This window comes from Faucicola mancuniensis (assembly GCF_046523945.1).
In the GTDB taxonomy this organism is placed as follows: Bacteria; Pseudomonadota; Gammaproteobacteria; order Pseudomonadales; family Moraxellaceae; genus Faucicola; species Faucicola mancuniensis.
In genome coordinates this window covers 333391-359852 of the sequence record NZ_CP171363.1, presented here as the reverse complement: position 1 = coordinate 359852, position 26462 = coordinate 333391, and the positions used below count along the sequence as shown (strand labels likewise).

Here is a 26462-nt window from a genome sequence, read left to right as displayed (position 1 = left end):
TTGTCAATCTTTTTTCGCAAATTATAAAAAATATTTATAATGCATTTTTGAAAAAATATAACAAAAGGTTTATTTTATATTTATTTATATAATATTTTTTATTAATATAAAAATAACATTCTGTTTTTAAAACAATTCAGTTACAATACAAAGCACTACCAAAGAGAAAATACATTTTGCATTTTCAAAATAAAGAGGGGGGTAAATATGATTACCGAAAGTCTGGTAGATATTTCTCGGTTACAGTTTGCGGTAACGGCTCTCTACCATTTTTTATTTGTGCCACTTACGCTGGGTATGGTGTGGCTACTTGTTATCATGGAATCCATGTATGTGATGACGGGCAAGGTGATTTGGAAAGACATGACTCGCTTTTGGGGCAAGCTGTTTGGCATTAACTTTGCACTTGGTGTAACCACTGGGATTACGATGGAGTTTCAGTTTGGTACGAACTGGGCGTATTACTCGCATTATGTGGGCGATATTTTTGGGGCACCGCTTGCCATTGAAGGGTTGATGGCGTTTTTCTTAGAGTCCACGATGGTGGGGCTGTTCTTTTTTGGTTGGGATAGGCTGTCTCGTGGTCAGCATTTGATTGTGACCATTTTGATGGCTCTTGGCACAAATCTGTCTGCCTTGTGGATTCTGATTGCCAATGCGTGGATGCAACATCCGATTGGGGCGGAGTTTAATTATCAGACCATGCGAATGGAGATGACCGACTTTTTTGCGGTGGTGTTAAGCCATGATGCACAAAATAAATTTGTGCATACGGTATCAGCAGGTTATACCTTGGCATCGATGTTTGTTTTGAGTATTTCGTCTTGGTATTTGTTAAAAAAACGAGATGTGGAATTTGCCAAACGTAGCTTTCAAGTGGCGGTGGCTTTTGGCTTTGCGGCGATTTGTAGTACCATTGTGCTTGGCGATGAATCTGGTTATGCGGTGGGGGCAGCACAACAGACCAAACTTGCCGCCATTGAAGCCATGTGGGAAACAGAGCCTGCTCCAGCCAGTTTTAACCTGATTGCCGACATTAACCAAGCCGAGCAAAAAAACGACTGGTCAGTGTCCATTCCGTATGCGATGGGGATTATTGGTACTCGCTCGCTTGACAAACAGATTATCGGTATTCACGACATCAAAGCAATCAACGAACAACGCATTATCAACGGTGCAAAAGCGGTTACCTTGTTAGACAAATTGCGTGAAAATCCGCAAGATACCGCAACGGTTGCCGAATTTGAAAAAGTTAAAGATGATTTGGGCTTTGGTTTGTTGCTCAAAAAATATACCGATGATGTCAGTCTTGCCACGCCAGAGATGATTAAAAAAGCCGCCGATGATACTATTCCGCCGATTTTTCCGATGTTTTGGTCGTTTCGGATTATGGTGGGCTTGGGCTTTTTGATGTTGCTATTGTTTGTAACTGCCTTGTGGTCTAGTGTCAAAGGCAATTTTATGCAAAAACCTTGGCTACTAAAATGGGCGTTATTTATGCTCCCTGCCCCTTGGCTTGCCATTGAATTTGGTTGGTTTGTCGCCGAATACGGTCGTCAGCCGTGGACGATTTATGGCATTTTACCAACGCATTTATCGGTATCTAATATCAGCGTTACCAATGTGTATTTGTCGTTGGCGGGTTTTGTGATTTTTTACACATTTTTGTTTATTATTGAAATGTATTTGATGGTGAAATACGCTCGTCTTGGACCTGCAAGCCTTGGTACAGGCAGATATGAAGGCGAAAATAAAAAGCAAGTTCACATTAGCCACAATCAGGAGGTAAACCATGTTGTTTGATTATGAAACCTTAAAAATCATTTGGTGGTTACTCGTGGGGGCGTTGCTGATTGGCTTTGCCATTATGGATGGTCATGACATGGGCGTGTGTAGCTTATTACCCTTTGTCGGCAAAGATGACGAAGAACGTCGTGTCATTGTCAATACCATTGGACCGCATTGGGAAGGCAATCAAGTGTGGTTTATCACCGCAGGTGGGGCGATTTTTGCTGCTTGGCCCTTGGTGTATGCCACCGCTTTTAGTGGCTTTTATTGGGCGTTGATTGCGGTGTTATGGGCATTATTCTTCCGTCCTGTTGGCTTTAAATATCGCAGTATGGTGCATAATGATAAATGGCGTAAATCGTGGGATTGGGGCTTGTTTATCGGCTCATTTATCCCTGCGGTGGTGTTTGGTGTGGCATTTGGCAATTTGTTTTTGGGCGTGCCGTTTAGTTTTGATAAATATTTGGTTTCCACTTATACAGGGTCGTTTTGGGCGTTGTTAAATCCGTTTGCCATTTTGTGCGGTTTGGTCAGTGCGACCATGTTGATTATGCAAGGTGGGGCGTTTTTGGCACATCGCACCGTTGAAGGCATTCAAGAGCGTACCATTAAATTAACCAGTATTTCAGCTATTGTTATGGTGGTGCTGTTTGTATTGGCAGGATTTTGGGTAAAATCGCTTGACGGCTATGTTATTACCAACGCCATTAACACGCAAGGCTTGCCAAATCCGCTTGCCAAAGAAGTAACACGCCAAACAGGGGCGTGGCTAAACAACTTTGCACAATATCCGCTGGCGTGGATTTTTCCTGCATTGGGTGTGCTAATGCCGATAATAACCGCTGTACTGCTCAAAGCTCGCAAAACCTTGACCGCCTTTATCACGTCAAGCCTTGCCGTTGTGAGCGTGATTATGACCGCTGGAATTTCGCTGTTTCCCTTTGTCATGCCGTCATCAAGCGACCCACGCTCAAGCCTAACCATGTGGGACAGTGTGTCAAGCCATTTAACCTTGATGGTGATGTTTTATGTGGTGCTGATTTTGTTGCCAATCGTGGTAAGCTATACAAGCTGGGCGTACAGCGTCATGCGTGGCAAGGTAACCAAAGCCTATATCAAAGAACAAGAACATACGTTATATTAAGGAGAAAATTATGTGGTATTTTGCGTGGGTATTGGGACTTGGTTTTGCGGTGTTACTCGCAATTTTAAATGCGTTGTGGCTGGAAAATGCGGACGCTCGTAACGAAGCTTTTAACCTAAAACAACAAGACAATCCGTCCAATGATGGCACAGTGACACAAGGTAATCCGATCGAAGATATCCATAAAAAAACCTGAATTCGACATAAGAAAAAACTAAAAAAAAGAAGCCCAATATGTTAAAGTAAATTCACCACAAACAACCCTAACAAGGACTTCTTACATGGACAACCTCGAAGCACTATACTGCCACATAGACGACTATTGCAAAACATACACAAACGAACAACAGAAGAAAATGTTAACCCAAAAGAGCAAAAGCAGTAAAAAAACACGAAACAAACCATGCCGTATTAGTTTATCAGAAATCATCACCATATTGGTAGTATTTCACCAAATAAAATACAGAGAATTTAAAGCCTTCTACTACAACTACCTCACCCAATGGCTAAAACCTGCCTTTCCAAACCTACCAAGCTACACAAGAATGGTAGAACTCATGGAAAAAGCAATAGTTCCCATGTGTGACTACCTACAATCTCTCATGCAAAACAACTGCACAGGCATAAACTACATTGACTCAACCAGTTTAGCCGTATGTGATAATCACCGTATCAACCGCAACAAAGTATTTGCAGAAACAGCACAGCGAGGTAAAAGCAGTATGGGGTGGTTTTTTGGCTTTAAACTACACGTCATTATCAATGATAAAGGTGAATTGGTCAATCTAACCGTAACCAAAGGCAATGTTGATGATAGGCAACCTGTGAAAAGACTTTGTGAATCTCATGTTTTTGGTAAACTCTTTGCTGATAAAGGTTATATTGATAAATCATTGACAGATTGGCTTGATGAGCATTTAGATATTGAGTTAATCACGAATGTTAAAAAGAATATGAAATCTAAAGATATTTCATGGTTAAATAGACGATTGCTTAAACGCCGTTTTTTGATTGAAACTGTGTTTGATGAGTTAAAGAATATGTGTCAAATTGAGCATTCAAGGCATCGTAGTTATGTTGGGTTTATGAGTAATTTGTTGGCAGGGTTGATTGCTTATTGTCATCAAACAAAGAAGCCTACATTAAAAAATGTCCTGTTGGGGTATTCTTTATTGTAGGTTTCTTATTTGTTTATATTTTTTCAATAAGTTAAATGATTTTTTATATCGAATTGAGGTTAAAAAAGGTAAACCGCAAAACAGTGAAGTGGTTTAATGGTTGTTTTTGTGGTGATTCAAATTATGTTGGTAAAATTCCCTGACTTTAACAGTTGGGGTGTTTTTTTTGGTTGTTTGGGAATAAATGTGTATGAATCCCAAATTATTTCTTGTTTATAGCCACATAATACGCCGTCAAATCAATCACTTGATGAGCATAATGATTAATCAAATGGCTGTCATGACTGACCATTACCAAAGTACAGTTGCAAAGTTTACATTGCTCTACAAGTAAATCCATCGTTTCTTTTTGGGTGATGGGGTCAAGGCGGTTGGTTACTTCATCGGCAAACAACAGCACAGGGTTAAACAGCAACGCTCGCAAAATAGCAATGCGTTGTAACTCACCGCCAGAGACGTTTTGGGCGGAGCGTTTGAGTAGATTTTCGTTTAATTTTAACGCTTGCAACAAATAAGGAATACGGCTACGGTCAAGCCCATGTTTGTCAATCACGTCATCTAGCAGAGTTTGCAGTGGCACATGACTGGCAAAGGCGGACGGTGGGTCTTGATAGAGTTTTAGCACTTGTTGGCGTTTTGGTTGATTTTGCCAAATAATTTGCCCATGTTTTGGTTTTAAAAGCCCACACAAAGCATCACCGAGCGAACTTTTGCCAATGCCACTATCGCCCACCAAGCCCAAAATCTCACCTTTTTTTAGGCTAAAATTTAATCCCGCAAACAGCGTGCGAGTGCCACGAGTGAGTGTTAAGTCTTGAACGTTTAGCAAAATCTCATCGCTTAATTGCTCTTTTTCTTTGGTTTGCCAATTTGACGGAGCGGATGCAATAAGCTGTTTGGCATAGTCGGATTTGGGGGCGTTGATGACGGTTTGGGCGTGTCCGTGTTCTAGCAATTGACCGTTTTTCATCACCATGATGTCATCACTTAAAGCGACCGCCACGTCAATGTCATGAGTGATGGTCAAAAGTGTACCGCCATTTTTGGCAATTTGTTGTAATAATGCAATCACGATTTGTTTGTTTTTTTCGTCTAAGCCTTTTGTCGGCTCATCGGCAATGACAATGCTTGCATCGCCTGTGGTCGCCACCGCAATGGATGCTCGCTGTGCCATACCGCCAGAGAGTTCGTGCGGATAATAGTCGGTAAATTTGGTTAAACCAAGCGTTTCTAATGCCGATTTTGTAGCGGTTTTGGCGGTGGTTTTGTCTTTTTTGGCAACAAAAAACAGACTCTCCCACGTTTGCCAAAAAATATTCATCGTTGGGTCAAGGCTTAAAGTTGGCTCTTGGGGAAGCATGGCAAGGTAATTGCCCCAATGCGTTTGGCGTTGTTTTTCGCTTAATTTTTCTAAGTTGTCGCTGTCATTTTTGTCATTGTGGTTTAGCCAAACATCGCCCCTTGCCACAAGCCCATTTGGCAAAGCACCCATAATCGCTTGAGCCAGTAGGCTTTTGCCAGAGCCTGTTTCGCCCAAAATCGTTAAATTTTTGCCTTGCTCTAGCGTGAGACTAATGGGTTCTACCAAGCAGTGATTATCTGTGGTAAGAACCGCTAGGTCATTGGTTTTTATTAAAATTTTATTTGTCATTGTTATTTAATCCGCTTTTATTTAACTTAAGTATTGGGGCAAAATAAAACCGTTCGTGGTGTGAGAAACACTGTTTCGCAAGACGTAGCGAAGCGAAGTGGTCGAACCATAACGGTTTTCCTACACTTCGACAAGCTCAGTGTGAACGGAAAACCTAAAATAATTTTATCCAGTTACTTATCTTTATTTAACTTGCCCAGAAATCATCTGAAAACTTAGCACCAACAAAAACACCGCAATAATCGGCTGTAAAAAAATCATCGGTGCTTCATGATAATAAGGAAAAAGCTCAGTCATCATCAGTCCAAGCTCGGCGGTCGGTGGGCGTAAACCGACATTGATAAACCCCAATGTCGCCAACGCAAGCACCGCATTGCCTGCCGAAAACGCACTTAGGGTCATGATGACAGGGGCGATTTTTGGGAAAAAATGGCGTTTAAAACAATACCAAAAATCCATGCCCATCAGCCTTGACGCTTCAATTTCTTGGCTTTTGGCGATGGTTTGGGTCATGGCACGAGTCATGCGAAAAAATTCCACCCACATCACAAGCGAAGTACCAAGATACAATGCCAAAAACGAATTGGGAGCAATTGCCGAAAACAGCAAAATAAACAACAAACCAGGCAATGCCATAATCACATTACACAAAAAATCTAAAACTTTGTCCACTAATCCGCCAAAATAGCCCGCCACAATGCCTGTGAATAAGCCAGATACCAACGCACACGCCACAGATGCCACAATCAGTGAAAAAGACAAGCGAATTGCCGATGCCACACGTGCGAGCATATCACGCCCAAAATGGTCTGTGCCAAACCAATGAGCGGACGAACCAGACTGTAAAATTTTGGTTAAATCTTGCAAATTTTCATCAACAGGATAATAAAACGGTTGTAAAAAGGCAAAAGCAAGTAGGCTAATTAACAAACCAATACCAACAAATTGAGCGGTATTTAATTTTTTTAATAACATAAAAAATCCTTTTAGTGCGTGTGCGTATCGGCAATGCGTGGGTCAATCATGGCATTTATCATGTCCATCAGCGTATTTAGTACCACAAACAAACCGCCCATAATCAAAGCTGTGCCTTGTATCATCGGCACATCACGAGCAATCACCGCATGAACCAACGCATGACCAGAACCTGTCCACGCAAACAAGGCTTCCACCACGACCACGCCTTCAATCAAATAAATGAGTTGCACCGAATGATACGCCAAAATCGGAATTGCCACGTTTCTTAGCCCATGACGCACAAAAGTTTTATATTTATCCAAGCCCTTTAAGCGTGAAAATTCATAATAAGGCGTATTTTGCACATCAACCATCGCATGACGGCTCACACGCACCGACACAGCCGACAAGCCCAATGCCAACGTTAAAGAAGGTAAAATATAATGTTGCGGTGTGCCATAACCCACTGCAGGTAGCCATTTTAACACCACGGCAAACAGGGTAATCAGCACAATGCCAATGATAAAGGCAGGGACAGAACGCAAAACTGTACTGATGATTAAACTTAAACGGTCAAAAAATCCGTTGGGTTTTTGAGCCACCAACAAGCCTAAAGGTGGGTCAACGAGTAAAGAGATGAATAACGCCACCAACGCCAATGCCAACGTATGCCCAAATTGATGAGCGACTTCCGCCCAAACGCTCTCACCACTGACCAGTGAATTGCCCAATTTTAATTGTGCCAAATCGCCAAGCCAATTGCCATAACTCACCCACCAAGGCTTATCCAGCCCCAGCTCACTTCGCACCATCTCGGCGGCAATGCTGTTGGTTTGGTCATAGCCATAGCGACTTGCCGCAATGCGATACGCCATATCACCAGACAAACTCCGCATTAGCACAAAGGTCAGCGTACCGACCGACCACATCACAAAAATTAATTGCAAAAAACGATGAACAAGCAGTTTTAACATAATTTTCTCAAATTTTTCAATTTAAACAACACCAAATCCAAAATGTAAATTGTAAGTTGGGTAGAACAAAGCGATACCCAACATGGCTTTGATATTATTTACCACGACAATTGATTTAATCTAAAATTTCGCTCCAATGGGTCAATCGTTAAACCCTTTAAATCCTTGCTTGTGGCAACATTTTGCTGATAATACAAAATCGGTGTAATCGGACGTTCATCAACGATAATTTGCGAAATTTTTTGTTTTAATGCTTGTGATTCTGGACTGTTATTTGGCAAGGCGTTTAATTGTGTTAAGGCATTTGTCAAATCGGCATTTTGCCAATTCATCACGCCCCAATCACTGCCCTGTGGAGCAAAGTCTTCTGCTAATGCCCCTGTCGCATCTGGGATTAAACCATAATTGCGAGCGTATAATGCCATTTGTAGCGTGCCGTCTTGGTGTGATGCAGGAATTTCTGAAAAATTGCCCACAGACACATCAACGGCAATGCCTACTTGTTGCCATTGGTTTTGTAATGCGGTGGCAATCAAGGGCAATTCTGGACGGTCAGAAAAGGTTTTTAAGGTAAATTTAAAAGGTTTTCCGTCTTTGCTTAACATTCCTTTGTCATCTTGAGTAAATCCAAGTTTGATAAATTCTTGTTTAATCGCTGAATAATCAGGTTTTTGCGAAATGGTTTTGACTTGCCAATCGGCAAACACAGGCGGTAAAATCTGCTCTGCCATGCCGTCTTGAATGTTTAAAATAGACGTGGCAATGCCTTGTCGGTCAATTGCTTTTGACATAAGCTCACGCACTTTCACATCGGCAAATAATGGGTCTTTAACATTGACTTTATATTGAATGGTGCGAGCCAATGACTGCGAATGCACTTGAATGTTTGGGTCGGCTTGCAGGCGTTTTAAACTTGCCGAATCTAACGTATAAACCAAATAATTGGGCTTACTCTGTGCCAATAACGTGCGAGTTTCGCTACGACTGTTGGCAAGATAAGTGATGTTTTTAATTTTCGCCTTTTCGCCCCAATAATTGTCAAAAGCAACTTGCTCAATTTTTTGCGGTGGTTCAATTTTGGTGGCTTGATACGCTCCTGTGCCGACCAATTTCACCACGTTATTTTTATCATCAAAGGCAGAATTTGCCAAAATGATACTGGTAGAATGTGCCAAATAAGCAGGAAAAGCGTTCAGCGGTTGTTTTAATTCAAATTTTACGGTTAAAGGGTCAAGGGCGGTGATTTTGTCAATGTTGGCAGGTTTTAGAGCAGTGGGCTTGCTTAAAGCCACGTTCAAACTTTTTACCACCGTATCAGCGGTCAAATCGGTATTGTCATGAAATTTAACATTAGGTCGCAGTTTAAATTCCCACGTTTTGCCGTTATCCGTACTTTGCCAACTGATTGCCAAGCCTTCAGTCAATTTGCCTTGATTGTCGGTTTCTACCAACGTTTCAGCAATGCCAAGTCTTTGAAATAAAAAGCCCGATTTACTTGGATCTTCGGACGTGATTTCCCAAGGTGTAACTACAATTAAGTTTTGTTTGTCATCGTGAGAATGACCGTCATGAGAATGGTCGTGGTTGTGTTCGCTGTGGTTGTGAGCATTGGTTGGTTTATTGTTATTTTGGCTTAAAAAAAAGCCCAAACCGCCCATAATTACCAAAATCACCGCAAGGGGTGCGAATTTATTCATAAAAATTTTCCTTTTATTATCATACCCAAAAAATAAAAATGTTATGTTATAACATAATTTTTGGTATGTCAAAAGTGAAATAAATTTTTATAAATGTTTTAAGCATCTGGCAATCGTGCCATCCAAATCGTTGTCAATAAACACACCGTACTGGTCGTGCAAGCAAGCCAAATCATCTCATGCGACAGCCGATAAAACAACATCGCACATGACAAAGTCATCATCGTCCATGCCAAATATTTGGCATAGCGTGGGATTGCTCGGCGTTCTTGCCAATTTTTTATCAATTTGCCAAAGGTTTTATGATTCAGAAGCCATTGATGAAACCGCTCGGAGCTCTTGGCAAAACAGCCAGTTGCCAAGATGATAAAAGGCGTGGTCGGTAATACAGGTAAAAAAATGCCGACAAATCCCAAACCCAAAAACAAAAATCCCAAGCCAAAAAAAATCCACCGAAGCATTTTTTGCCAAATGCTCAAATGTGTGGGTTGAATGCTGTCATGACTTGGTGTGGGTGGGTTTTGCTGAAAATCGGTACTCATACAAACAATTTTTTTAAAAAAGATATTTACATTATAATTACAATAAAGTAAGATATCAAGACAAATTTAAATGATAATAATAATTATTATTTAAATTATTATTTGTTTTTTAGCATTGATAAAAAAGGGCGTAAATATGTCAGATACTAAAGAAAATATCAAAAAAGATTTAAGCATTGATGAGGTTTTAGCAAAAAATTTAAGTTTTAGCGAAAGCCTAAAATTATCATCTCGCCAAACGCATGACAGCGTAGATAATCTTGTGATGTCTATGCAACCGTTTGTTTCGCATGATAATTATCGCAAATTTTTGCAAGCGCAATACGAATTTCATCAAGCGGTTAGACCGTTTCACGATGCCAAAGATTTGAACGAAATCATTGCAGATTTGCAGGAGCTGTCTCGTTTTGATGCGGTGGTTGCCGATATGAAAGCATTAGAAGTTGAGCCTGTTAACAGCGGTATTGCTGTGCCTGAAGTCGTTGGAGCAAAACGTTTAGGCTGGCTATACTGTGTGGAAGGCTCAAATGTGGAGGCCGCGGTATTGTATAAAGAAGCGGGCAAAATTGAGCTGGACGAAACGCACGGTGCGACCCATTTGGCGGGGCATAAAGACGGTCGTTTGCGTCATTGGCGTGCATTTAAAGAAAAATTAGACGCTTTGACTTTGACAAAAGAAGAACAAGCCGAAGCCTTGCAAGGGGCTCAAGATGCGTTTGCTTATTATAAATCGGTGATTAGAGAGATTTTTGTTTAAGCGATTAAATTGCTCATGATGGTAAAAATGGGCAATTTTTTATCAAACATTTTTGTAAATAATTATCAATATCATTTAAAAGGTGCTTTATGCGTGTGATGTTTTTAAAAAATGGTTTTTTGGCGGTTAAGCCTTTGGCTTTAGCGGTGGCGGTGGTTTTGACAGGTTGCGGTACGGATAGCAAACCTGTGATTCCAAACAAAAGCAACAACATTAACAACAGTGCAGTAACGGTGCGAGCTGTAGCAAAAGATACCCATTTAGCGACAGAAAACGGCACGTTGTCTTATACCGTTGAGTTTGTGGATAGCAAAATTTTGGCGGATAATACCGATTATGAAGTTACTTATGAATTGATAGGCGATAATGTGGAAGCGTTATTAGTCGACCCAAGCCAAAAAACAGGAAAAATAACGTTAAATAAAAACAAATTAACGTCCGATTTGTCATTTAAATTAAAATCTGATGGCAAAGCAGGCAGTGATACGCCGATTACTTTGAAATTAACAGCGACAAATAATAACGTGCGAATTGATAATTTGCTTGGCAACATTTCAACAATAGTGAAAAATACGGACGTTGGGGTAAAAATTGACAATGCGATTGCAATAAAAAATGAAGGCGATGCCAAAATTCAGTTTACCATTGCACTTGCTCCGACTGCGGTAGATTCTGATACGAACGTATTTTTTGATGTGGTATCAGGCACGGCGATTGAAAATGTGAATTATAAAAAACCTGCTCAAAATTTTGTAACCATTAAAAAAGGCGAAACGCAAGCGGTTTTAGAAATGGATTTAATCGGGACTGCACCAACGGACGTTTTGACTTTTAACGTAAAATTGTTAAATACCAACAATGGCAAAGTACAATTGTTTGACGGTCAAAGCGTGGCAACAGGGCAAATCCAAAATTATACGCCACAAAAAGCCAAACGCACCAAACTTAACGACACAGGTTTTACTTACGCTGGCGACCATACCAAAGGCACGTTGGCGGATTGTACAGGCATTCATCAAGACTGTAGTCAAGGACGAGATGCGACCCATAAAGACGATGCGGACGGTACGGCAGGTTTTAGTTTTACCAAATTGGATAAAAACGGTAACGCACTTGCCAATGACGCAACAACTTGGGCGTGTGTGAAAGACAATGTGACAGGTTTGATTTGGGAAACCAAAACTTTTAACAAAGACACAGCAAGTAAAGCAACCAACGATGCCACTTGGGAATATACTTATTATGACAGCAAAACCCAACTTGGCACAAAAGACACAGGCAAAGGCACAGGACGTGATAAAGAAACTTGTGGCAATAGCCAAGATATCTGCACCACAGAGCAATATGCGGTCAGTGTGAATGCAAGCAATCTATGCGGTGTCAATAACTGGCGATTGCCAACTCGTACCGAACTGTTTGGCGTGATGAATATCAGCTCAAAAAAAGCGGACGTTGTACTACATAAAGGCTGGTTATACCCCAACGAAATGGACAGTAATGAATATCCGCTTGGCTTATGGACAAGCTCGCCTGCCGCATCGTTTGAATCTGATGCTGGTACTTGGAAATTTGATAAAAACGTATGGCTAATGTATAGCGATGGCACGTTTAGTGCCGAAAATGTCATTGGCTCATGGCGACCATCTGCAAATGGCGTGTTATTGGTGAGTAATGGTAAATAATTTAAATTGATGGAGAAAAACAATGAAAAAATTTAACCTAAAAAAAATCGCTATTTTAACCGCTATTGCAACAAGTACTATCGCCATTGCAAACAACTTAACACCTGAACCAAAACTCAATACAGAAGTGATTGTTGGCAATTTTGACAAAACCGCAGAAAGCGAAAACTTTACCATTAACAACGCAGAAATCACCGATACCGCTCGTGGTTTGACTTGGTCTCGCTGTTTGGTTGGACAAACCTTTAATTCAACCACGCAAAGTTGTGATGGACAAGCGACCGAATTTGCCACTTGGCAAGATGCATTAAACAGTGCCAAAGATGGTTGGCGAGTGCCAAATGCCAAAGAATTGTTAAGCATTGTAGAAGAAACGCAAGCCCTACCTGCGACCAATACCAGTCTGTTTGTGTTTGCCAATGGTTTAAATTTTTATGGACACATAGGCACACAGGAAACGACCGACACAAGCAAATGGATTACCAAAAGTGATGTCTATCCTGATGAACAATGTATTCAAGACACTTCAGGTTGGTATTCTCGTTGGGTCGGTGAAAAATCGGGTTGGGAATGTATTAATCCAAAAATCCCTGCTCAATTCGTTGCACAGACCAGTTCGCCTTATATTTGGTCATCAACGCCTGTAGCCCCTTATTCGGATACTGACAGCTCAAAAGCAAGTGCTGAAAAAGTCTATGCCTTAAACCTAGCAAACGGTAGCTTGGCAAACGACACCAACCGAAATGGCAATGCCGTTGGTGGTTATAGCGATTCGGCAAATGAAAAACGTGCAAGATATGTGTTATTGGTAAAAGATGCCAGTTAATTTAAGCTATTTTGTTAAGAACCTGTTCACGATTAATACGCAAAACGATTTTTGATTAAATTTTATCCTAAAATCATGCTTTTTCTGCTAAAAATGGCTAAATCTTGTTTTTCTTCGTCAAAAACTTGTTTGATAGAATAACTATCAAACTGTGTTTTTTCCTTGAAAAACCTGCGATTTATCTCATTTTTAGCTAGAAAAATTAATCATGAATAGGTTCTAACAAAACTGGACAAATCGTCCAGTTTTTCTTTAATAAAAAAATTATTTTGTAGAAAAATTATGAAAAAATCACTTCAATCCAAACATTCATTTCATTACAAAACCTTGTCCGTTGCTGTGGCATTTTTGATGATAAACAGCCAAACTGTGATGGCAGAAACGAGCGAGCCACACACCACGCTAGATACCATTGTTATCCAAGCCACCACCAGTGATAATGAGCAAAGCATTAGTGACACGCCGCATACCAACAAAACCACCAGCAAACAAATTACCGAACAACTGATTATGGATAGCCGAGATTTGGTAAAATATAATCCTGAAGTTAGCGTTGGCGAAGTGGGGCGTTACGGCTCAAAAGGCTTTAATATTCAAGGCGTGGACGGCAATCGTGTCGCCATGTTGATTGATGGCGTTGCCGTGCCTGAAGTGGAAACCAACGAGTTTTTTACGCCGTATGGTTATATGAACGATTCACGTTTTATGACCGATGTAGAAATGCTCCAATCAGCAGAAATCAACAAAGGGGCAGATTCGTTAAACAGTGGTAACGGTGCGATTGGCGGTGCGGTGGATTTTAAAACCCGTGAACCTGAAAACTTGGTAAAAGCTGGCAAAGAAGTGGGCGGTTATCTAAAAACAGGCTACACCAGTAAAAATGAAGAATTTATGAACGCCATTGGCTTGGGTTTTAAAAAGGGCAGTATTTCAGGCTTGCTCAATTATGCACGCCGTGAAGGGCATGAACTCAAAAATCATGATATGCGGTCGTTTGATGACGCACGGCTAGACCCAGCATATATTTTTCCAGACAATGAAAAAGGCACGGCAGGTATTTATCCAGACCCTATGCACTATGAGCAAGATTCTTTTTTGGCAAAAATGTATTACGCCCCCACACCAAGCCACAAATTTGGCATACACGGCAGTCATCAATACACGATAAACCAAAATACCCCTGCCACCAAAGTGACCTATTTTGGACAAAATCGCCAAGCCTTTGACGAAAACGAACGCAATGCCTATGGCTTTAATTATGAATACACCCCTGATAACAGTGCGTGGCTATCCAATCTAAAACTGGACTTTACCAAACAAGAAGTCATCACCGTTGCCGATACTTATATTTATAGCAATAACGCCATTTCAAACCGAGAATATCGCCCCAACTATTTTGATGTTAATCAATGGCGATTGACAGGGGAAACCATTAATTTATTACCGCCAGAAAATAAAACTTGGCTTGGCGAACACACGGCGAATTTTGGACTGCAATTTGCCAAACAATCATACGACCCTTACATGATTTATCAATCATCTACACTGTATTTTGAAAACCCTTCCGCCATGATGTTGCCGACTGATACAGATATATTCTCAGCTTTTATTAAAGACAATATTTATTTAAACGAAAAAGTTAGCATGAATGCAGGATTGCGTTATGATAATTATGAACGCCAAGTTGTCAATGTTCGCCCAGCTTATATAGAAGTGTTAAACAACGCAAACACCAGCATTGGCAAGGATTACCGCAGTGGCAAACTGCTTGCACCGCAAGAAAAAGACGCTTGGACATGGCAAACAGGCATTCAATACCAACCAAAACCCGATTGGCAAGCAACTTATCAAATCGGCACAGGATTTTTAATGCCGTTATCAAACCAATCTTTTTCGGGCTTTGCTATGAACGGCATAGAACAGATGAGCAACCCAAATTTGCAACCTGAAGAATCGCTTAATCAACAAATTAGCTTGCAAAAACAATGGGATAACGCTTTGGTCAAATTGACCGCCTATTACAACAAATACGACAATTTTATTGACACGCACCAATATGACAGAAATGAAATCACCTTTGATGGCAACACTTGTAAATTCTCGTCTTGTTTTCAATATATCAACAAACAAAGTGCAACCAGCAAAGGTGTAGGCTTGTCTGGTTTTTATAATTTTGCTGAAAATCGTTTTGGTAATTTTGGTTTAAAAGGTCAGCTTGCTTACCAAAAAGGTAGTGCCAGTGATGGCTCGGATTTGCTTGCCATTCAACCGCTTAACGGTTTAATCGGTATCAATTATAAAACGCCAAATGAACGTTTTGATATCAATGCGGTTGGGCGGTTTTTTGGTAAAAAAGATGCCGACACCACAAAACGCTACCGCGGGCAAACGCTGGAAGAAATCCGTTTAACCACACCAACAGGTACAGCGACAACCGATGATTTAACCAAAAATGTGTGGGTGTTTGATGTGTATGGCAATGTTAAATTGTCAAAAGCCCTAAGCCTACAAGCAGGTGTGTATAACCTAACCGATGAAAAATATATTCCTTGGGATAATTTACGCACACTGGCAACGGTCGGCATTAATAACATGGTATCAGGTGATGGTATCAACCGTTACACCGCACCGGGGCGAAATTTTGCGTTATCATTGCATTATCAATTTTAATCATTTATAAATGCTGATAATTCAATAATTTAGGAATAAAACTTGTAGCGTGGGTTACGCAAAGCCGTTACCCGCGAATTAAAAAGTTATAATTTGGTTTTGACTATAGTTCAAATGTTATGCCACCACTTTTTTGGTTAAATCAGGTGTCATACCATATTTATCTTACGCCTTTTTTGTAATTTTCTTTGCAACGTGCGTCTGTGCATTTTTAAAATGCGTGCTGCTTCGCTGATGTTGCCACCACAATCTTCTAGCACTTGATGAATGTATTCCCATTCGTAATGGTCAAGCGACAGCCGTTCATCAAGGCTTGGCGTGTTGTCGGTATTTTGCACCACTTCCAACGCCTTTAAAATCTCGTCCACGCCACACGGTTTTGGCAAATATTGAAAAGCCCCCAACTTCACCGCACTCACCGCAGTCGCAATGCTGGCATAACCTGTCAGCATTAAAATTTTGGCGGTAGGATTAATGGTAAGCAGTGGTTCAATCAGATGAATACCATTTTCTTCGGCTATATTTAAATCCAAAATGATATAACTTGGCAAATGTTCACTTGCCAAACTCATTGCAGTTTGGCTGTCGTTTGCACTAAAGACGACAAAACCCAATTTTTCTAGCGATTTTTGCAAAATCCGACAAAAAACCGCATCATCATCAATAATTAGCCAATTTGAATTTTCTGTCATAATTTCACCAAAGTAATGATAACACTTGTGCCTTGGGTTTGTTTTTGTATCATAATTTCACCACCCACGTTTTCTAGCACGGTTTTGGCAAACATTAAGCCAAGCCCCCAACCGTCTGAACTAATCAATGTTTGTTTATTCAATCGGTTTAATACTTCATCATCAATACCGTGTCCGTTATCAAAAATAGCGATTTTTGCCACGTTGTTTTGCTCTGTTAATTCAATGTCAATCCGCTTTGCTCCTGCTTGCACGGCATTATTAAAAACATTGATTAAAATAGCATAAAGCTGTTCTTCATCAATTTTTAATAAAAAATTATCAATTCTTGGTAAATTTACCACAATATGCGGATGCAAAAATTGCCAATCTTTCACCACTTTTGGCAAAAGCTCATGAATTTTTGTGCAAAATTGCTGATTATTTGGCTCAAAATTGCTATTTTGACTGGCTTTGATTTGATTTTTTAGCACGTCAAGCGATTGCCGACACGTCAAAATTTGACTTTTTAATAAAGCAATATCATCTTGCAATTCATCGTCTTCATCAAGTTCGTTTGCGATATTGTCGGTCAAAAGTTGCATAGACGCAATGGGCGTACTCATCTCGTGGGCGATGTTAGCGGCAAGACTACTCACCGCAAGCAGTTTTTGTTGTTGATGCAGGGTTTTTGTGGCTTGCTCTAGGGCGTTAAATGTGCGTTGCATGGCGTGTTTAAAATACAAGGTAACGCCTGTCATAATGAGCAATGCCACAATAAATACGCCAAACATACCCAAAAGGTGCAATTCGCCCATGGTCCCATGATGACCGTGCGAATGATTGGCAAACGGCTGATAAAAAAACCATAAAAGCGTATAAAGAACAACCGAAATTGCCGATAAATACACGCTTTGCCAAACCGATAACACAAGTACGCCCACGCCCACCACCGTCAAAAATAGCGTGATTAACGGATTACTCGCACCACCAGAAAAATACACAAATGACGACCAAGCCAATAAATCCACCACAAACGCCCAAAACACGCCTTGCGTGCCAATACGCTGTCGCACGCCAAACGCCATGCCCACCACGCAAGCATAAACCGCCACCACCGCACACAAGGCAAAAAATTGCGTGTTGGCAATGTGCCAAATTTTGCTAAAAACAAGGGCAATTATCATCATAACAAGCCATGTGATACGGGCTATCCAAGGGATTTTTGGGACGATTTTAAGATGATTTAGCATGATTTTTTTAATTTCATTCATTAACAAAAGTCAAGGGTGCGACAATTTGTCGCAGGGTAATTTTTTACACAAAGTATATAATAGTTACAAGGGGATTACAATCATTTGCCAATGTGATGGTTTTAAAGGTGAGCAGAAAAAAATGAATAACAACGTTTTAAAATTGCTGGTTGAATATGGGATTTTTGGCGTGCTGATTTGCCTGAGCATTGTGGCGGTAACGATTGCCATTGAACGCACACGATTTTACAAACAAGTAAATATTCACGATTATAAAAGCCGAGCCAAATTGCAAAAACATTTAACACACCATTTAAACATCATTAGCACGATTGCCAGCAATGCCCCATATATCGGGCTGTTTGGCACGGTGCTTGGCATTATGCTTACCTTTGCTATGCTTGGACAAACAGGCGATATTGACGTAAAATCCATTATGACAGGGCTTGCCTTTGCCCTAAAAGCAACCGCCATTGGCATTGGTGTGGCAATTCCTTGTGTGTTTTTGAACAATTTTTTGACAAGAAAGGTCAAGGAAAAACTTGCCGATTTTGACGAGATGATGGGGAATTGACATGACGGACGATTTGGACGAATTTGGCGAAATTAACGTTGTACCACTCGTTGATGTCATGTTGGTGCTTTTGACCATTGTACTAACCACTGCAACTTTTGTGGTAAATGGCAAAATCCCTGTGGACTTGGCAAAATCTAGCACGGCAAGCCAAAACGTGCCAACGCCTTTGGTATTAACCCTAACAGCAGACGGCAAATTATACCTAAATGACAAGGCGATAATGAGCCTAAAAACTGCCTTGCAGGGGCTAGACAAATCAAGCACGATAGCCATTCGTGCAGACGGTAAAATCGCCCTTGAACACTTTGTGAGCCTATCCGATGACCTAAAAAATTTGGGCTTTAACAATGTGGTACTAGAAGTCAAACGGCAATAGGTAAAACTCATGGAAAACATACGTTTACAAGATTGGTTTTTGTCATTGCTATTTCATTTTTGTGTGGTGATTGTATTGGTTTTAATCGCTTTTTTTGGTAAAAATATCAATAAAAATCAAGTAATTAGCTTGCCAATTCGTTGGGTTGCGGTTGAGCAAAATAGTATTGTGAAAAATGATGAAACGGTTAAGCCCAATGAAATTGCAAAAAATGAAGAAATTGTAAAAACCGACAAACAACCAGACAAGCCACAATCGCCCATTAAAAACAATGTTGAAAAAAGTTTGGTAAAAGAAAACCCAATTCACAAACACCATGAGCCAAAAAGCAAACAAGTAGTCAGTCAAAAGCCAAAAACTTTTGACAAAAATTTAAAAAATACGCCAACAGATTTAACAAAACAAAATTTAGAAAATAAAAATTCGGAAAACTCAAGCAAAACCGCTGTGCCAACCACCGTTAGCCAAGCACAAGGAGAAAATCATGATAACCAAACACCGAAAAAGGCGATAACAAAAATTACCAATACACAAGTTGTAACCACCGAGCAAATAAGCCAAAACGCCACGCCACAAAAAATGGCAACGCCAAAACCGCAAGCAAGCAATGAAGACAATGGCACAAAAACTAACTTAGCCCAATGGCAAAGCCGTTTTATCGCAAGCGTGAATCAAAGCAAACGCTACCCAAAAACCGCTCGCAATGCAGGGATTCAAGGCAGTAGTTTGTTAAATGTGAATGCGTCATTGGGCGGTGTAAGCTGTCGGCTTAAGCGAAGCTCTGGCTTTGATGTGCTAGATAACGAAGCGATGAATGCGTGCCAAAAAGCCATTAGCAAAAATCCAATGCCTGATAACAGCACAAATTTTGATGTGTCGGTGGATTATGTTTTAAACCATTGATTTTTAAAGATTTTTAATATTTTTTTCAAAACAGGAGTATCTTATGTCAAATCGTTTTATCGCAAAACCTGTATTTCATTTAAGCCTTTTAACGCTTGCTATGTTGCAAGTATCACAAGCATTTGCCACGCCAAACGACCAAATTGCCCTTGATAGCAACAATGTCGCCCATGTGGTTGTAAACGACAGCTACAACGACCCAAGCACCGCCACTGCAAGTGCAAGCAATGTTTCACAAAAAGCACTCAATTTTGGCAAAAGCCAAAGTAGTGATACAACAACATTGCTTAGTAATGTTACAGGCATGAATGCCCAAACCGCAGGCGGTATCTCGGCTTTGCCTGTATTTCAAGGCATGGCAGACCACCGTTTAAAAATTTTGGTGGACGGTGTGGACAGTATTGCATCTTGCCCAAACAACATGAACTCACCATTATCTTACGCACCGCCTACCGCCATTGAAAAATTAAAAGTTTATACAGGCGTAACCCCTGCAAGCGTGTCTGGTAATAGCGTTGGTGCGACTATTGTGGTAGAAACCGCTCGCCCAAAATTTGCCAAACCACGCCAAAATACAGTTTTGCAAAATCAAGATTTACAAAATTCTGTTTTGCAAAATAATGAACAATTTTCTGATACGACAATTATTTTAGATGACGACAAAACCGCTCAACAGATTGACACGGTGATTTTAGACAATGCTAACACCGAGCCAAAACGCTTTCACATTGGCAAACAAACGCTTGAAACGTCAGGCGAAATTGGGGCGTTTTATCGTAGCAATGGCAATCAACATGGGGCAAATGTTAGCCTTAGCACCACAAGCGAAAACGTAAGTTTAACCTACAAAGCCAACTACGCCAAAAGCGACAACTACAAGGCAGGGGGCGATTTTAAAAACTATACAGAAACAGGCAATGTGGGACAACAGCTTGATAAAGATGAAGTCGGTTCAACTGCTTTTGAAAACATGAATCAATCGCTAGATTTAGCGTATTTAACAGGCAACCATCTGTGGCAATTTGGCTATAATTGGCAAAACGTCCCCAATGAACTGTACCCAAATCAACGCATGGATATGCTAGACAACCGCCTAAATCGCTACAATTTACGCTATACAGGCGAGCTGGATTTTGGCACGCTAGAAGCCCAAGCCTATCATGAAAATGTCAAGCACGGCATGGATTTTGGCAGTGACAAACGTTATTGGTACGGCATGCAAAGCATGGTAATGGGAACAAATGGCTTTATTGGTAAGCCTTGCCCAAGCATATCTGGGACTTGTGCCTTTGGTATGCCCATGCTAACCGAGAGTAAAACCAACGGACTAAACATTAAGCTCTCTCGTGAATTAAACGACACTACCAACATTCGCACAGGCGTGGAATACCAAGATTATACGCTTGATGATTACTGGCCTGTGTCTGGCAGTATGATGTATCCTAATGTGTTTGTTAATATTAACAATGGCAAGCGTGAAAAAGTAAGCGTTTTTGGCGAATGGGAGAAAGCAATTAGCCCAACATGGACAAGCCAAATTGGCGTGCGTTATGAAAACCTAAAAACCAATGCCGACAAGGTGCAAGGCTATAATAATGATGCGACTTCCACGGTGGCTATGGTCAAGCAACAAGTGCGTGATAGCAACCACTTTAACGCACAAGATTTATCAAAAACCGACCACAACTGGAATGCAAGCATCATCAACCGCTTTGCACTAAACCCACAAAGCAGTCTTGAACTTGGACTTAGCCACCAAGAACGTAGCCCAAGCCTATACGAACGCTATACTTGGTCTACATCACCCATGATGGCAACCATGAACAACACCGCAGGCGATGGTAACGGCTATGTGGGCGATGTTAATTTAAAACCAGAATCAGCAAATAAAATCGCTTTAACCTTTAACTACCAAGCCAAAGACGATAAATATGGCGTAACGCTCACGCCGTATTTTAGCCAAATTGACAACTACATTGATGCCGTGCAAATCAACCCAATGAACGGACAAGCTAAGTCTAACGAAGCGGGCAAATACAACGTGTTACGCTACACCAACCAAGACGCTCGCATTTATGGCGTAGATGTGTCCGCTCGTGCCAAACTTGGCGAAAACCGCTTAGGGGCGTTTGGCATTACAGGCTCATTAAACTACACCAAAGGCACAAATACCCAGACCGACAGTCCGCTGTATAACATCATGCCGTTAAATGGTAAAGTCGCCCTAACGCATGAAAAAAACGGCTGGAACAACAAACTTGAATGGGTGGGCGTAACTGCCAAAGATGATGTATCTGTACCACGAAACGAAATCAAAACCGCAGGTTATGGCTTGTTAAACTTAAGTAGTGGTTATGATTTTAATGACAATCTAAATGTAACGGTTGGCATTGATAACGTGCTTGATAAAAAATACGCCTTACCTCTAGGTGGTGCGTATATGGGGCAAGGTCGCACCATGTCTATGAATGGCGAGCTTGGCAATGGCTTATCAAACTACGGCACGCCTGTGTATGGGGCTGGGCGTTCAGTATTTGCCAGCGTTAATTATAAGTTTTGATTGATAGACTATTTAAGAAAACCCATGAAAAACACTTTTTTTGTGGGTTTTTAATCAAATTTGAATTTATAAAAAGTTAAGGAAAAAAATGATAGGTTTTATCAAAGGTCAAGTTGAACACTTATTCACCCCAACCGCCATCATCATGACCGCAAGTGGTGTGGGCTATGAAATTGAATTACCGCTAAACGCTTTTTGTCAATTACAACTTAACCAACCAATTGGACTGTGGACGCATTTGGTCGTGCGAGAAGACGCACATTTGTTGTTTGGTTTTTTAACACCACATGACAAAGAACTGTTTCGCCAACTGTTAAAAATCAATGGCGTGGGGGCAAAAATGGCACTTGCCATCATGTCCACTTTAACTTTAGATGAGTTAAAACACTATGTCCAAACCAACAACGAAACCGCCCTTACTCGCATACCGGGCGTGGGTAAAAAAACTGCTCAACGCTTAATCATAGAACTTGCCGATAAACTCAAAAATTTGGGCGGTGAGAATGTCATTCATCAACAATCATTGATGAATGAAATGCAAAATGACACCAATCAAAATAATGAAATGCATATCATTGCCGAAGTGGAAGCAGGCCTGATGGCGTTGGGTTATAAAGAAAAAGAAGCCCAATTGGCGATAAAAACCGCAAAATCTCAACTTGACGACACAATGACTACTCAAAACTTATTAAAATTAGCGTTGAAAAGTTTGGCGTGATTTTTCGTAAATGATTGATAAATAAAAAAAGGCGTATTCAATACGCCCTTTTTACAAGATGGATTTAAAAAATGGTTTTGTTTAATTTACCTTTGTCAAATTCATTTCCATTTTTTTGCCGTCATTGGTTTGCACCATTTTGACAGGCAAATAATCCAAACTTGGGGCAAGCCAAAAACTGGTCTGACGGCTTTTATCATCATGCACACGGTCAATTTTTACTACATCATACGTCCCAGCTGGCACGGTGATTTTTGTCGTGGCAGACTTGGTAAAGGTGACATTGTCCACCTTGTCACGCTCCGCCATCGGGTAGCTACCACGGAATTTGCCCACCTTTAGGTCTTCACGAATCTGCATTTCAAGGCTCAAATCATCATACGCCGTCTTTGGCATACTCACGGTTTTGCTCGTGCCTTTGTAAGTGCTGACGTACTGTTTTTTGGCATTGTTAAAACTTAACGAAGACGTCCGCCCCACGCCCAAAATTTTGTACTGTGTGGCACTTTTGATAGGGGTAATGTTGCCATTGCTTTCGCTAAAAGTCGCTGACTGGCTAGCAGTTGCCAACTTGCTCACATTGGCGTTTATATTGTATTGCCATTGATTGCCGTTTTGCTTGAGCGTGCGAGTTGCCGTGCCGTTGTACTTGCCTTCAATGCTAAAATTATACGTTGCCGAAGACGGCGAAACTGTCGCAACAGCAGGCACAGCGATTACGCTCATGGTTAAAATGGAAACTTTAAATAAATCTGTTAATCTCATCACAATGACCTTAAAAAATGAATATGTGAATAAATTAAGGCGTTTTGCTAAAAATTACAAGTCAAAAACCATCACTTTGGCAAAATGTAACAAAATATGAAACTTGTGCAAAACAAGCGTGTGAAAACTTACCTTTTGACAAAATTTTAAAAAAAATCACTTTTTTTCTTGAACAAACTTGAACAAAATACCACCTATCCCCATTTTTAGCAATAACGCAAATTTGATAACGGCTTTTGCCGATTTTATCAAATTATTTTTAATTTTTTTTAATAAACTTTTAAAATCATGGAGTAAAAAAATGGCAATTCGTCCTTTACACGACCGTATCGTTGTTCGCCGTTCAGAAGAAGAACAAAAAACCGCAGGTGGCTTACTACTTGCAGGTAACGCCCAAGAAAAACCGCAACAAGGCGAAGTTATCGCTGTGGGTAACGGTCAAATTACCGACAATGGCGTGCGTCCGCTTGATGTAAAAGTTGGCGACAAAGTGTTGTTCGGTCAATACGCTGGTTCAACCGTAAAAATTGACGGTGAAGAATTATTAATCATGCGTGAAAGCGATGTATTAGGTGTAATTTCTTAAATCGCTATTTAATTTTATAAATTCATTTAAAAATAAAAATTGGAGAAATTCTCATGGCAAAAGACGTAAAATTTGGCATTGACGCTCGTTCAAAAATGATTGACGGCGTAAACGTATTGGCAAATGCTGTTAAAGTTACCCTAGGCCCTAAAGGTCGCAACGTGGTGATTGATAAATCATTTGGTGCTCCAACGATTACCAAAGACGGTGTTTCAGTCGCTAAAGAAATCGAATTAGAAGACAAATTTGAAAATATGGGTGCTCAGCTCGTTCGTGAAGTCGCTAGCAAAACCAATGACGTAGCAGGTGACGGTACAACCACAGCGACCGTTTTGGCACAAGCGATTTTGCAAGAAGGCATGAAATCAGTCGCTGCTGGCATGAACCCAATGGACTTAAAACGTGGTATTGACAAAGGCGTGCGTGCGGTTGTAGAAAAAATCCACGCCATTTCAACTCCAGCCAACGATAGCAAAGCTATTGCACAAGTTGGCTCTATCTCTGCCAACTCTGACCAAACCATTGGCGACTTAATCGCCCAAGCGATGGAAAAAGTCGGCAAAGAAGGCGTAATTACCGTTGAAGAAGGTTCAGGCTTTGAAGACACCTTAGAAGTGGTCGAAGGTATGCAGTTTGACCGTGGTTATATCAGCCCATACTTTGCCAACAAAGCAGACACTTTAACCGCTGAACTTGATAACCCAATGATTTTGCTTGTAGACAAAAAAATCAGCAATATTCGTGAGTTAATCCCACTCCTAGAAAACGTAATGAAAGCTGGCAAACCTTTGTTAATCATTGCTGAAGACGTAGAAAATGAAGCATTGGCAACCTTGGTTGTCAATAATATGCGTGGTGGCTTAAAAGTATGTGCGGTGAAAGCCCCCGGATTTGGTGACCGCCGTAAAGCCATGTTGCAAGACATTGCGATTTTGACAGGTGCGACTGTGGTTTCTGAAGAAGTTGGCATGAGCTTAGAAACCGCTGATTTGAGCGTGTTGGGTACTGCCAAAAAAGTTACCGTTGGCAAAGAAAATACCGTGATTGTCGATGGTGCTGGTTCTACCGAACAAATCGCTGACCGTGTTGCATCAATTCGCCGTCAAGTAGAAGAATCAACGTCTGACTACGACAAAGAAAAACTACAAGAGCGTATTGCAAAACTAGCTGGCGGTGTTGCGGTGATTAAAGTTGGTGCTGCCACCGAAACCGAAATGAAAGAGAAAAAAGACCGTGTTGATGACGCATTACACGCAACTCGTGCCGCTGTGGAAGAAGGTGTAGTTGCAGGTGGTGGCGTGGCATTGGTGCGTGCGTTGTCAGCTCTTGACAATGTCAAAGGCGATAATGATGACCAAACTGCAGGTATCAACATTTTGAAACGTGCAATGGAAGCCCCACTTCGTCAAATCGTTACCAACGCTGGTGATGAAGCATCTGTGGTTATCAATCAAGTGAAAGGTGGTGAAGGCAACTACGGTTACAATGCGGCGACTGGTGAATATGGTGATATGCTAGAAATGGGTATTTTAGACCCTGCCAAAGTAACTCGTTCAGCATTGGAACACGCTGCGTCTGTAGCTGGCTTAATGCTAACGACCGAAGCCATGATTACTAACTTGCCAAAAGATGACGCAGGTGCAGGTATGGCTGGTATGGGCGGAATGGGTGGTATGGGCGGTATGATGTAATCCGTTTCAACTATTTATTTTTAATAAAAACCCTATTAAACTATTGTTTAATGGGGTTTTTTATCACGCATGACATACAATTGAAACCAAAACCAAAACGGCTTATCCGTATGGCTTGCCACATCTTCAATGGAGCAAATACTCATGGTAGATAGCGAAAACGGAATACCAAACGCATTGGTAGCACGAGCAGCATGAATCTCGCCATCAGCCCACATCATACCTGTAAAACCCGTTGGGGCAATCGCCACAGGCATGGTAACGTCTTGCCCGAGCATTTGGCTTGTGGTGCTACGCCCAGCCATATCGCACAGCACTTTTTGACGCAGTTTGATACGGTGAAAATCGATTTCATTGTTCAGATAAGTCGTTTGCGTCCAAGAACCGCTATCCACATAATCATAAAACATTCGTGGCACTTTTTTTTCGGCGATTTGGCGTAAATTTTCAATATCGGTAATTTTGCTTAAATTTTTCATGAGTTTACTTTACAGTT

At 40.9% G+C, this 26462-nt stretch carries 23 protein-coding genes and 1 pseudogene; 15 read left to right on the top strand and 9 right to left on the bottom strand.

The features are described from left to right. The first annotated feature begins 207 nt into the window (after positions 1-207). From ACGTJS_RS01785 to ACGTJS_RS01770, 4 genes are all read left to right on the top strand, one after another. On the top strand, positions 208-1803 hold the full coding sequence (locus tag ACGTJS_RS01785; protein ID WP_410472636.1) for a cytochrome ubiquinol oxidase subunit I: 1596 nt from the start codon (positions 208-210) through the stop codon (positions 1801-1803). Then, entirely contained in the window at positions 1796-2932 is a 1137-nt protein-coding gene (cydB, locus tag ACGTJS_RS01780; protein ID WP_410473207.1) for a cytochrome d ubiquinol oxidase subunit II, read from the top strand. Before ACGTJS_RS01785 ends, cydB begins: the two co-directional genes overlap by 8 nt. Positions 2933-2942: 10 nt before the next feature. Further along, positions 2943-3128, top strand: coding sequence for a cytochrome bd-I oxidase subunit CydX (gene cydX / locus ACGTJS_RS01775; RefSeq protein ID WP_410472635.1), 186 nt, complete (start codon positions 2943-2945; stop codon positions 3126-3128). Between the two features lie 85 nt (positions 3129-3213). After that, on the top strand, positions 3214-4110 hold the full coding sequence (locus tag ACGTJS_RS01770) for an IS982 family transposase (RefSeq protein ID WP_410471537.1): 897 nt from the start codon (positions 3214-3216) through the stop codon (positions 4108-4110). A 202-nt stretch (positions 4111-4312) separates the two neighbouring features. Here ACGTJS_RS01770 and ACGTJS_RS01765 read toward each other — a convergent pair whose 3' ends face one another. From ACGTJS_RS01765 to ACGTJS_RS01745, 5 genes are all read right to left on the bottom strand, one after another. Continuing rightward, a complete protein-coding gene (locus tag ACGTJS_RS01765; RefSeq protein WP_410472634.1) occupies positions 4313-5761 on the bottom strand; it encodes an ABC transporter ATP-binding protein in 1449 nt (482 codons plus the stop codon). Positions 5762-5944: 183 nt separating this feature from the next. Beyond that, on the bottom strand, positions 5945-6736 hold the full coding sequence (locus tag ACGTJS_RS01760) for an ABC transporter permease (RefSeq protein WP_315043458.1): 792 nt from the start codon (positions 6734-6736) through the stop codon (positions 5945-5947). 11 nt (positions 6737-6747) lie between these two features. Next, positions 6748-7692, bottom strand: coding sequence for an ABC transporter permease (locus ACGTJS_RS01755; protein ID WP_410472633.1), 945 nt, complete (start codon positions 7690-7692; stop codon positions 6748-6750). Between the two features lie 98 nt (positions 7693-7790). After that, a complete protein-coding gene (locus ACGTJS_RS01750; RefSeq protein WP_410472632.1) occupies positions 7791-9389 on the bottom strand; it encodes an ABC transporter substrate-binding protein in 1599 nt (532 codons plus the stop codon). A gap of 98 nt (positions 9390-9487) precedes the next feature. Further along, on the bottom strand, positions 9488-9931 hold the full coding sequence (locus ACGTJS_RS01745) for a YbaN family protein (RefSeq protein WP_315043931.1): 444 nt from the start codon (positions 9929-9931) through the stop codon (positions 9488-9490). 136 nt (positions 9932-10067) lie between these two features. Here ACGTJS_RS01745 and ACGTJS_RS01740 point away from each other — a divergent pair, with 136 nt between their 5' ends. The 4 genes from ACGTJS_RS01740 to ACGTJS_RS01725 all read left to right on the top strand — a co-directional run bounded on the left by ACGTJS_RS01740 (position 10068) and on the right by ACGTJS_RS01725 (position 15866). After that, the gene (locus ACGTJS_RS01740; RefSeq protein ID WP_410472631.1) at positions 10068-10688 is read left to right on the top strand and encodes a biliverdin-producing heme oxygenase; all 621 of its coding nucleotides are present in this window, start codon (positions 10068-10070) and stop codon (positions 10686-10688) included. Positions 10689-10777: 89 nt separating this feature from the next. Then, positions 10778-12370, top strand: coding sequence for a DUF1566 domain-containing protein (locus tag ACGTJS_RS01735; protein ID WP_410472630.1), 1593 nt, complete (start codon positions 10778-10780; stop codon positions 12368-12370). Between the two features lie 22 nt (positions 12371-12392). Further along, positions 12393-13196, top strand: a complete 804-nt coding sequence (locus ACGTJS_RS01730) for a DUF1566 domain-containing protein (protein ID WP_315043923.1) — start codon at positions 12393-12395, stop codon at positions 13194-13196. 282 nt (positions 13197-13478) lie between these two features. Further along, complete coding sequence (locus tag ACGTJS_RS01725; RefSeq protein ID WP_410472629.1) at positions 13479-15866, top strand: TonB-dependent hemoglobin/transferrin/lactoferrin family receptor; 2388 nt, start codon at positions 13479-13481, stop codon at positions 15864-15866. Positions 15867-16015: 149 nt separating this feature from the next. Here ACGTJS_RS01725 and ACGTJS_RS01720 read toward each other — a convergent pair whose 3' ends face one another. Both ACGTJS_RS01720 and ACGTJS_RS01715 read right to left on the bottom strand, forming a co-directional pair. Then, positions 16016-16558, bottom strand: coding sequence for a response regulator transcription factor (locus ACGTJS_RS01720; RefSeq protein ID WP_315044007.1), 543 nt, complete (start codon positions 16556-16558; stop codon positions 16016-16018). After that, positions 16555-17790, bottom strand: coding sequence for a sensor histidine kinase (locus tag ACGTJS_RS01715; protein WP_410472628.1), 1236 nt, complete (start codon positions 17788-17790; stop codon positions 16555-16557). Before ACGTJS_RS01715 ends, ACGTJS_RS01720 begins: the two co-directional genes overlap by 4 nt. 142 nt (positions 17791-17932) lie before the next feature. Here ACGTJS_RS01715 and exbB point away from each other — a divergent pair, with 142 nt between their 5' ends. From exbB to ruvA, 5 genes are all read left to right on the top strand, one after another. Continuing rightward, positions 17933-18364 carry a TonB-system energizer ExbB gene (gene exbB / locus ACGTJS_RS01710; RefSeq protein WP_410472627.1) on the top strand — a complete coding sequence of 144 codons (432 nt, stop codon included), beginning with the start codon at positions 17933-17935 and terminating at the stop codon, positions 18362-18364. A gap of 1 nt (position 18365) precedes the next feature. Then, entirely contained in the window at positions 18366-18743 is a 378-nt protein-coding gene (locus tag ACGTJS_RS01705; protein WP_410472626.1) for an ExbD/TolR family protein, read from the top strand. A 9-nt stretch (positions 18744-18752) separates the two neighbouring features. Further along, entirely contained in the window at positions 18753-19646 is an 894-nt protein-coding gene (locus tag ACGTJS_RS01700; protein WP_315042448.1) for a TonB family protein, read from the top strand. A gap of 43 nt (positions 19647-19689) precedes the next feature. Beyond that, positions 19690-22206, top strand: a complete 2517-nt coding sequence (locus ACGTJS_RS01695) for a TonB-dependent receptor (RefSeq protein WP_410472625.1) — start codon at positions 19690-19692, stop codon at positions 22204-22206. An 88-nt stretch (positions 22207-22294) separates the two neighbouring features. Then, positions 22295-22924 carry a Holliday junction branch migration protein RuvA gene (ruvA, locus tag ACGTJS_RS01690; protein WP_315042451.1) on the top strand — a complete coding sequence of 210 codons (630 nt, stop codon included), beginning with the start codon at positions 22295-22297 and terminating at the stop codon, positions 22922-22924. Between the two features lie 81 nt (positions 22925-23005). Here the strand turns inward: ruvA and ACGTJS_RS01685 are convergent, their stop codons facing one another. After that, positions 23006-23689 (bottom strand): DUF3108 domain-containing protein, encoded by a 684-nt coding sequence (locus ACGTJS_RS01685; protein WP_315042453.1) that lies wholly within the window; start codon positions 23687-23689, stop codon positions 23006-23008. Between the two features lie 301 nt (positions 23690-23990). Here ACGTJS_RS01685 and ACGTJS_RS01680 point away from each other — a divergent pair, with 301 nt between their 5' ends. Both ACGTJS_RS01680 and groL read left to right on the top strand, forming a co-directional pair. Continuing rightward, positions 23991-24275, top strand: coding sequence for a co-chaperone GroES (locus tag ACGTJS_RS01680; RefSeq protein ID WP_315042454.1), 285 nt, complete (start codon positions 23991-23993; stop codon positions 24273-24275). 53 nt (positions 24276-24328) lie between these two features. Next, the gene (gene groL, locus ACGTJS_RS01675; protein ID WP_410472624.1) at positions 24329-25966 is read left to right on the top strand and encodes a chaperonin GroEL; all 1638 of its coding nucleotides are present in this window, start codon (positions 24329-24331) and stop codon (positions 25964-25966) included. Positions 25967-26022: 56 nt separating this feature from the next. Here groL and ACGTJS_RS01670 read toward each other — a convergent pair. Further along, positions 26023-26445, bottom strand: a pseudogene (locus ACGTJS_RS01670) (alpha-hydroxy-acid oxidizing protein); the annotation flags it as partial. Positions 26446-26462 lie beyond the last annotated feature (17 nt).